Genomic DNA, 9,137 nt, shown 5'->3' with positions numbered 1-9,137 from the left:
CTTATCAGAAAAAATGCTTTTATCGACAGTCAGCGCACCAACTATAACTGGTGCTTATGTTTTGGATTTATTGGGACATTTTCACAAATAATTGACATAATAAGAATTAAATGTGATTGGGTTGTAGAAGGTAGTCGATATTTTAAAAAGGCAATCATAAAAGACCCAATAGGAAGATACCTGTTGGGTCACATGATTGCAGTATGTTATTCTTATGAATAGTTGAGGCCTTGGATATTAGAGGGCTGCTTTGAAGATGTTTAGGACGTCTTCAGTATTTAAGGGGCGGAATTGGCCTAGATTGCCGTATCTAGATGTGGATTGGATTGCCATTTTTTCTAGTTTTTCTTCGTTTATTCCAACTTCTTTGAGGGAGGAAGGGATTCCTAGTTCGTTGAAAAAGGCTCTTGTTTTGTTGATTGATTCATTTGCAATGTCATAGGGATTGAGGGATGGATCTATGTTCCAGACATTTATTCCATAGTCTGTGAAAAAGTTTAGGGTTTCATCATTTAGGACATATTTCATCCAGTGGGGGGTTAAAATTGCAAGGCCGACTCCATGGGTAATGTCGTAGAAAGCACTTAGTTCGTGTTCCATGGCATGGACGCTCCATTCGGTTTCTTTGCCGTAGCTTAAGAGACCGTTAATGGCAAGGCTTGATGCCCACATTAAGTTTGATCTAGCTTCATAATTTTCGGGTTCATCGATTGCAAGTTTTCCATATTTGATGCAGGTTTTTAAGAGGGCTTCCGCCATTCTGTTTTGGAGATAGGCTTCTTTAGTGGCACTAAAGTAAACCTCAAAAATATGACTCATAATATCTGCTGTTCCGGCTGCGGTTTGATTTGGTGGAACAGTGAACGTGTAGGTTGGATCTAGAATTGAAAATTTTGGATTCATATCTTTATGACCAGTGCCTAGCTTTTCTTCTGTCTCAAGATTTGTGATCACAGCATTGGCATCCATTTCTGAACCTGCCGCTGCTAAGGTTAAAATACTTGCAATAGGAAGTATCTTCGTAATTTTTGATGGATCTTGAACAATGTCCCAAGGACTTCCATTGTAGTAAACGCCTGCAGCAATCACTTTAGAACAATCAATGATACTTCCCCCACCAACTGCTAAGATAAAATCAATGTTTTGATCCTTACATATTTGTATTCCTTTTTCTACACTACCTATTCTCGGATTTGGATCAACCCCAGATAGCTCCCAAAAAGGTAATTCATTTTCTTTTAATAGATTGATTACATTTTGATATAAGCCATTTCTTTTTATACTTCCTCCTCCATATACCAATAGAATCTTTGAACCATATAATTTTATCTGTTGTGGAAGATAAGAAATTTGACCTTTACCGAAGAAAATCTTTGTAGGTATTGAATATTTAAAATTTATCACTTTTTACTCTCCTTGTATTTGTTAGACCAACGTATTCATAGGTTACTTAACACTAGCTATTTGTTAATTACTATATACATATTTATTTACTTACCTACCTTTCTTTCTTTCTTTCTTGAGTTTCTTGCTTTCTTGCTTTTGATTACTATTCATTATAATGGTACAAATGATAAAATGGCAAGTACGCACTTTTTTATGTCATAGTTACCATTTGGATACTATTGTCTAATTACTAGGTATATTGAGATAATCATTATGCCAAACATGAAAGAAACCTACAACTGCACGATGGAATTAACTATGGATTTGAATGCTTACTCATAAGTGCCAAATTATAGTTGCATTCTTGTACTTCTTCCTGTATTATAACTTTTATTAAGCAAGATAAAAATGGGGAGGAAATTTATGTCTAATTGTCTAATCGCCCAATCGGGTGGACCAACGTCTGTCATCAATGCATCTTTAAGTGGTGCACTAGAAAAAGCTATGAGTAGTGAAGGTATTAAAAAAATATACGGTTCTATTAACGGCATCTTAGGTATTCTAGAAAACAACATCATCGATTTAACTTCTATTTTCGAAAATCACACAGACAAACTTGAAATTCTTAAAAACACACCTGGTATGTACTTAGGGTCTTGCAGATTCAAATTAAAAGACCATTCTAGCGATGACTCACAATTCAAGCTAATATTTTCCAACTTTGAAAAATACAATATTAAATATTTCTTTTATATCGGTGGTAATGATTCTATGGATACTGTTCTAAAGCTATCTCAATATGCAGCTACAAATAATATTGATATAAAAATTATCGGAATTCCAAAAACCATCGATAACGATTTATATGGTATTGATCACACACCTGGTTTTGGTTCTGCTGCTAAATTTGTGGCAACTTCATTACTCGAAATTGCACATGATACATATATTTATAGTTTAAATAGCCTTACAATAGTTGAAGTTATGGGGAGAAATGCTGGTTGGCTTACAGCCGCCTCTGCTTTGGCTAGAAATCAATACAATGAAGCACCTGATTTAATCTACCTACCAGAGGTACCCTTCTCAAAGGATAGATTTATTCAAGATATTTCCGAACTTCATAAGAGGAAAAAAAATGTTATTGTTGCTGTATCTGAAGGGATCAGAGATGAATCGGGACAATTTATTTCAGCATCCTCCTGTGAAAAGGACTCCTTTGGACATGTACATCTAAGTGGTACCGGAAGAACGTTGGAAAATCTCGCATTAGATTCCTTTAACTGTAAGGTTCGTTCAATCGAACTTAATGTATTACAAAGAAGTGCAATGCATTGCGCTTCCTTAGTTGATATTAGTGAAGCTACACTTGTTGGCGAAAAAGCTGTTGAATATGCTCTGGAAGGTTTGACTGGAAAAATGGTAACGATTAACCGCTTGAGCAATAACCCCTATTCAATTTCAATTAATTATATTGATATTGAATCTGTAGCGAACAAAGAACGAAATATTCCAAGAGAATGGATAAATAAAGAAGGCAATTATGTTACTGATGAGATCATAGACTATATGCGTCCATTAATTATGGGAGAACCTTCAATTCCTTATTCAAATGGTTTACCATTATATGCTAATATTAAACACTTATTAAACTAAGAATAAATAAAAGGTTAAGCTAAAATTAGCTTAACCTTTTATTATTAATTTAACTTCGGTAGTTTTTCTACAAATATATAGAAATCCTCATAATTTCCTTGATAATCTACTTGAATTGGTTCATCTGTTCTATGAAGAATATGTTCATCTATTAAGAAGGTCTTAACGCCAAGTTTATGTACAATCATATCTTCTTGAACATCATTTCCAACCATCATACACTCTTCTGGTTTTTTCCCTATTGCACTCAGAACCTCTTCATAATACTTTATTTGAGGTTTACAATAATGATTTTTCTCAAAGGAAGATATATATGAAAAATCACTTGGTTCAAAACCTGCCCATCTAATTCTATGATGAATAGCCTTCATAGGAAATATAGGATTTGTTGCTAGAACTAAATTATATCCTTTTTCTTTGAGTAGTATAATGCTTTTTTGCATCCATTGATTTTCAATAACTGATTTTTTAGTTTTCAAAAAACCTTCATCATAAAATGCTTCAAATCTTCTTTTATGCTCGTCTAAATCACCAACAATTAATTGTCCATATGCATTCATAAAAGCTTCTTCATTTGTTATTTTTTCTGTACTCTTAACAGCTGCACCCGTTGCAGCCCATACATTTTTAACGACCATTTCATGATCAGGTAAATCGCTAAAAACTTTCTCCATCTCAGCAAAATAAATCGTCATAAATAAATCCATATCCAGTGGTAATACTGTTCCGTCTAAATCTAATAAAATTGTGTTCATCCTTTAGTTCTCCCTTTAAAAGATATCTTTTGTTGTCCAATCTTCCACATTCCAAATATCTGTAACCCAGTCCTCATAAAAATCAGGCTCATGACTAACAATAATAAGTGAACCTTTAAATTCTTTTAATGCCGTTTTTAATGCATCCTTAGCATCTACATCTAAATGGTTTGTTGGTTCATCTAATACTAACCAATTTGCTTCATCTAACATAAGCTTACAAAGCCTTACCTTTGCATTCTCACCACCACTAAGTACCATCATTTGGCTAGTGATATGCTCAGTAGTTAATCCACATCTTGCTAATGCACCTCTTACTTCACTATTCGTCATGCTAGGGTACCTATTCCATATTTCTTCAAGTGCTGTATTACTATTATTTCGAGAAGATTCTTGTTCAAAGTATCCAGGATATAAGTAATCTCCTTGTTGAACTTCTCCGTCTACAGGCTTCAAAATACCTAACAGAGTCTTTAACAACGTAGATTTTCCTAATCCATTCACGCCTCTAATAGCTACCTTTTGTCCTCTTTCAAGAATAATATCTAGCGGTCTTGTCAAAGGTTCAGAGTAACCTATTACCAGACCTTTTGCTTCAAATATATACTTACTTGGTGTTCTTGCCTCTTTAAACTTAAACACAGGCTTCGTTTTTTCTCTAGTCTTTTCAATGATGTCCATTTTTTCTAATTTCTTCACACGGCTTTTTGCCATATTTGCTGTCGCTACTCTTGCCTTGTTTTTAGCAATAAAGGTTTCAAGATGTTGAATTTCCTTTTGTTGTTTTTCAAAGGCTTTTTCGTTTTGTTGTTTTTTCAAATCATTCATACGAGTAAAATCATCGTAGTTGCCAGTATATCTAGTTAATTCAGCATTCTCAACATGATAAATTACATTAACTACTTCATTTAAAAATGGAATATCATGAGAAACCAATATAAAACTATCTTCATAGTTTATCAGATAATTCTTTAACCAATTGATATGCTCTACATCTAGAAAGTTTGTAGGCTCATCTAGAATTAGAATCATAGGATTCTCTAATAATAGTTTTGTTAATAGAACTTTGGTTCTTTGTCCACCACTTAAATCATTTACATCTCTATCTAATCCTACATCACCTAACCCCAGTCCATTTGCAACTGACTCAATTTTTGAGTCAATAATATAAAAGCCGTTATGTTCTAACGTATGTTGAATTTCTGCAACATCCTCCATCATATCCTCAATCTCTTTTTCTGAGGCCTCAGCCATCTTCTCGTAGATTCCTAACATCTCTGTCTCAAGATCAAACATATGTTGAAATGCAGTACGCAATACTTCTCTTATGGTCATGCCCTTTTCCAACACAGTGTGTTGGTCAAGATATCCCGTCGTAATACGTTTGCACCATTCCACTTTGCCTTCATCAGGCATAAGCTTACCATTGATAATATTTAAAAAGGTTGATTTCCCTTCACCGTTGGCACCTACTAAACCAACATGTTCTCCTTTTAATAACCTAAAAGAAGCATCTAGAAGTATTTGTCTGCCTCCAAAATCATGACTTACGTTTTGTACAGTTAATATGCTCATTTATTTTTCACCTATCGTCTAAGATTTCTTACTTATTGTTGTCTTTGTCTTTGTTATCTTTGTCCTTGTTATCTTTGTCCTTATTATCTTTGTCCTTATTATCTTTGTCCTTATTATCTTTGTCCTTATTATCTTTGTCCTTCTTGTTTTCGTAATTAATCTTCTTATCTTTATCTTTCTTTTCTTTTTCTTCTTTCTTGCCTTTGACTTCTTTCTTGCCTTTGACTTCTTTCTTGCCTTTGACTTCTTTCTTGCCTTCTTTCTTGACTTCTTTCTTATTTTCTTTCTTATTTTCTTTCTTATTTTTTTTCTTATTTTCTTTCTTGTTTTCTTTCTTGTCTTTCTTCTTGTCTTTCTTCTTTTTACTATCTTTCTTTTTATTTTCAAGAATTAAGGGGCATTGCTTACAGTAATCGCCTTTCTTCTTCCACTTTGAACAGCATTTGTCTTTGGCCATATGTATCACAACCTTTCACGTGCCATATGATATTATATCCCATTCTGATCTAAAAATAAAGTTAATGATAAAAATCGACATGCAAATTGTGCACGCTTAACTCATTAATTTTTCAAAATCCTCTTCATTAATGATTGTTACTCCTAATTGTACTGCCGTTTTGTTCTTAGAAGAGGTTGACTGAACATCATTATTAATAAGGTAGTCTGTTTTACTAGTAACGCTACCAGTAACTTTCCCACCTAATGCTTCTATTTTATCTTTTAATGCATTTCTATTTTCATATTTTTCAAGGCTTCCAGTAATTACAAATACTTTACCCTCTAAAATGAGCTCATTATTGTTTATTTCTTCTTTAATAAAAGAAATATATTTCATTAAATCTTGAATCATCTCAATATTTTTTTCATTTCCAAAAAACTCAACAACAGAAGTAGCAATAACTTCTCCAAAACCTTCAATCCGCAGTAAATTTTCTGTTTTTACCTTTAATATTTCAACAAAACTATTATCCAAGCTTCTGCAAAGCAGTTTTGCATTGCTTAATCCAACATTTGAAATACCTAATGCATAAATAAAATTTGACAAATAAACCTTTTTAGATTTTTCAATAGAATTTATAATATTTTGATAAGACTTTTCTCCAAAGCCTTCCATTTGAACAATGATCTGCTTATGGTCTTCTAGCCTAAATATATCTCCTAATGTTTTTATCAATCCATCACTCACAAATTTCTCTAGAGTTGCTTCTGATATTCCTTCAATGTTCATTGCATCTCTTGATACGAAATGCGCATAACTTTTGATTTTTTTAGCTGTACAATCAACATTTGAACAGTAAAGAGCTTTTACTTGACTTATTTGTCTAAGTTCACAAGCCTCTCCACAAACAGGACATAATTTCGGTATGGTTATATTGTTGCTTCTAGTAAGATTATCTGCAATTTGCGGTATAATCATATTCGCTTTGTAAACCTCTATAATATCACCAATTCCAAGCTCAAGTTCCTCTAAAATACTAAGATTATGAACGCTAGCTCTAGAAACAGTTGTTCCTTCAAGCTCAATTGGTTCAAAAATCGCAATCGGATTAATCAGTCCTGTACGAGATGCGCTCCATTCAATTTTTGTTAAAGTTGTTTCCTTAATCTCATCCCTCCATTTAAATGCAATTGAATGCTTTGGAAACTTGGAGGTTGCGCCTAGTCCATTTGAATACTCTATTGAATCATAAGTAAGAACTAAACCATCTGAGCCAAAATCATTGTTAACTATTTCTCTTGCAAAGTTTTCTATTTGCTCTGCAATGTTATCTTTCGTTACAACTCTATGCTCTACCGTCTCAAAACCTAATTGTTCTAGCCATTCAAGTTGTTTGACCTTTGAGTCTTCTAAATCCACTTCGTCCGCTTGTACAAGTTGAAAAGCAAAAAAATGGACATTCCTCTTTGCAGTTATTTCATTGTTTAATTGCCTAACTGAACCACTGCATAAATTTCTTGGATTTTTATATTGTTCTTCCACTGGCAATAGTTCATTTAATTTATTAAAATCAGAATACTTTATAACTGCTTCACCTCTAAGAATCAACCTCTTTTTAAAAGAAATCTTTGTTGGTATATTCTTAAAAACTCTGGCGTTATTGGTAATTACTTCTCCAATTAACCCATTACCTCTTGTTACCGCTTTCGTTAACAACCCATTCTCATAGGTTAACACAATAGTAAGACCATCTAATTTCCATGACAAAATGCCTCTTTGCTCTTTTATCCAATCTTTTAAGGATGCGGCATCCTTGGTTTTATCTAATGATAACATAATTGACTCATGCTTTTCCTTTGGAAGGCTACTTAAAACCTCATATCCAACCTTCTGTGTTGGGGAATCTGATAACACAAATCCCGTTTTGTTTTCCAGCATTAATAACTCATCATACAATTGATCATATTCAAAGTTAGTCATAATTTCCTGATCTTCCAAATAATAAGCTTTGGAAGCTAGGTTAAGCTTTTGTGCTAGTTCCTTTATGGTGGTAATATCTTTATTCAACATGATTCCCCCTAATTCATTCTTGGTATTATTATAATATAGCTTTGAATAATTGTACATAAACAAGAAAAAAAGCCTCTTAGGCTTATTTTCTTGTTTCATCCCTGATTTTTCATTTGCACAAAATTTACTTGTTTACTGTTAGACAAATTACCTGTAAACTGCTTGTTTCTCCACAGCATTTAAAAAAGCAATCTTGTTGCAAATAAGTACTTGATACTCTTGCTCAGTTATTTCTTTCTTCTGATACTGATTTTCCACAAAAGTTACAAAGCACTTTGTAAGCATAACGAGCTCGTCTGCTTCCCTCTCCTTTAGATTCATAATCACCACGCCCAGTTATTATATTTATCCAATTTAATCCCATTAATATTATATATAATTTTAGCCAAAATATGTAATTTTTTTATATTTATAGGTCTAATTACCTATCGCATTTTATAAATCGGCGACTAATTTTTACATACTCTGATTCGTTATACTACAAAAATATATTATTCTTCATTTCCCCAATTGGTATAAACATTCTGAACATCATCGTCTTCTTCTAACTGATCTAACATTTTTTGAAGTTTATCTATGTCTTCCTTCGTTTCTAAGTCTGTTGTCGTAGTCGGAATCATAGTTATTTCTGCTGATAACATTGGATATTTTTCTTTTACAAGAACGTCATAAACAGCAGCAAAATGATCAGTTTCTGTTATAATCTCATACCCTTCATCCTCTGAAATAAAATCCTCAGCACCAGCTTCTATAGCTAAAATCATTAGCGTATCTTCTATTACATCATCATCTTTTTCAATAATTATTTGTCCTTTTTTTTCGAATATAAAAGATACACACCCGGTAGTTCCTAAATTACCACCATATTTTGATAATGCATGTCTAATATTTGCAGCGGTTCGGTTTTTGTTATCCGTTAAACATTCTATAACAACTGCAACTCCACTTGGACCATAGCCTTCATAAATAATGCTTTCATAAATTACATTGCCCAATTCACCTGATGCTTTTTTAATACTTCTTTGAATTGTATCATTTGGCATATTTTCTGCTTTTGCTTTCGCAATGATCTCTCTTAACCTAGTATTTGTTGCTGGTTCAGAACCACCGCTTTTTACAGCCACAACAATTTCCCTACCGATCTTAGTAAAAATCTTTCCTCTTTTGGAATCATTTCTTTCTTTTCTATTTTTAATATTGGCAAACTTTGAATGTCCAGACATTTTATATTACCACCCTTTCATTTTATCTATGATATT

The 9,137-nt window shown here is 32.9% G+C and carries 7 protein-coding genes; 2 read left to right on the top strand and 5 right to left on the bottom strand.

Going from position 1 to position 9,137, the window contains the following annotated elements; all coding sequences use genetic code 11:
- Positions 1 to 237 precede the first annotated feature (237 nt).
- On the bottom strand, positions 238 to 1,404 hold the full coding sequence (locus CVU84_15010) for an NADH-dependent alcohol dehydrogenase (GenBank protein PKM93670.1): 1,167 nt from the start codon (positions 1,402 to 1,404) through the stop codon (positions 238 to 240).
- A 390-nt stretch (positions 1,405 to 1,794) separates the two neighbouring features.
- Between CVU84_15010 and CVU84_15005 the strand changes: the two genes are divergently transcribed.
- Positions 1,795 to 3,039 (top strand): 6-phosphofructokinase, encoded by a 1,245-nt coding sequence (locus CVU84_15005; protein PKM93669.1) that lies wholly within the window; start codon positions 1,795 to 1,797, stop codon positions 3,037 to 3,039.
- Between the two features lie 44 nt (positions 3,040 to 3,083).
- Here the strand turns inward: CVU84_15005 and CVU84_15000 are convergent, their stop codons facing one another.
- Together CVU84_15000 and CVU84_14995 are read right to left on the bottom strand one after the other, a co-directional pair.
- The gene (locus CVU84_15000) at positions 3,084 to 3,794 is read right to left on the bottom strand and encodes an HAD family hydrolase (protein ID PKM93668.1); all 711 of its coding nucleotides are present in this window, start codon (positions 3,792 to 3,794) and stop codon (positions 3,084 to 3,086) included.
- A 15-nt stretch (positions 3,795 to 3,809) separates the two neighbouring features.
- Entirely contained in the window at positions 3,810 to 5,369 is a 1,560-nt protein-coding gene (locus tag CVU84_14995) for a heme ABC transporter ATP-binding protein (protein ID PKM93667.1), read from the bottom strand.
- 166 nt (positions 5,370 to 5,535) lie between these two features.
- Here CVU84_14995 and CVU84_14990 point away from each other — a divergent pair, with 166 nt between their 5' ends.
- Positions 5,536 to 5,763, top strand: coding sequence for a hypothetical protein (locus tag CVU84_14990; protein ID PKM93674.1), 228 nt, complete (start codon positions 5,536 to 5,538; stop codon positions 5,761 to 5,763).
- Between the two features lie 159 nt (positions 5,764 to 5,922).
- On the opposite strand, the gene CVU84_14985 is transcribed toward CVU84_14990, so the two are convergent.
- Entirely contained in the window at positions 5,923 to 7,878 is a 1,956-nt protein-coding gene (locus CVU84_14985; GenBank protein PKM93673.1) for a DNA ligase (NAD(+)) LigA, read from the bottom strand.
- Positions 7,879 to 8,369: 491 nt separating this feature from the next.
- Positions 8,370 to 9,101: a YebC/PmpR family DNA-binding transcriptional regulator gene (locus CVU84_14980; protein PKM93666.1), complete on the bottom strand. Its 732-nt coding sequence runs from the start codon at positions 9,099 to 9,101 to the stop codon at positions 8,370 to 8,372.
- Between the last annotated feature and the right edge of the window lie 36 nt (positions 9,102 to 9,137).

It is taken from the genome of Firmicutes bacterium HGW-Firmicutes-1, from assembly GCA_002841625.1.
Lineage (GTDB): Bacteria > Bacillota > Clostridia > Lachnospirales > Vallitaleaceae > HGW-1.
The sequence above is the reverse complement of the archived record's forward strand: the minus strand, read 5'-3'. Positions and strand labels throughout refer to the sequence as shown.

Coding starts and splice junctions, on each gene's coding strand:
- CVU84_15005 (PKM93669.1), top strand. CDS start 1,795: ATGGGGAGGAAATTTATGTCTAATTGTCTAATCGCCCAATCGGGTGGA.
- CVU84_15000 (PKM93668.1), bottom strand. CDS start 3,794: ATGAACACAATTTTATTAGATTTAGACGGAACAGTATTACCACTGGAT.
- CVU84_14995 (PKM93667.1), bottom strand. CDS start 5,369: ATGAGCATATTAACTGTACAAAACGTAAGTCATGATTTTGGAGGCAGA.
- CVU84_14985 (PKM93673.1), bottom strand. CDS start 7,878: ATGTTGAATAAAGATATTACCACCATAAAGGAACTAGCACAAAAGCTT.
- CVU84_14980 (PKM93666.1), bottom strand. CDS start 9,101: ATGTCTGGACATTCAAAGTTTGCCAATATTAAAAATAGAAAAGAAAGA.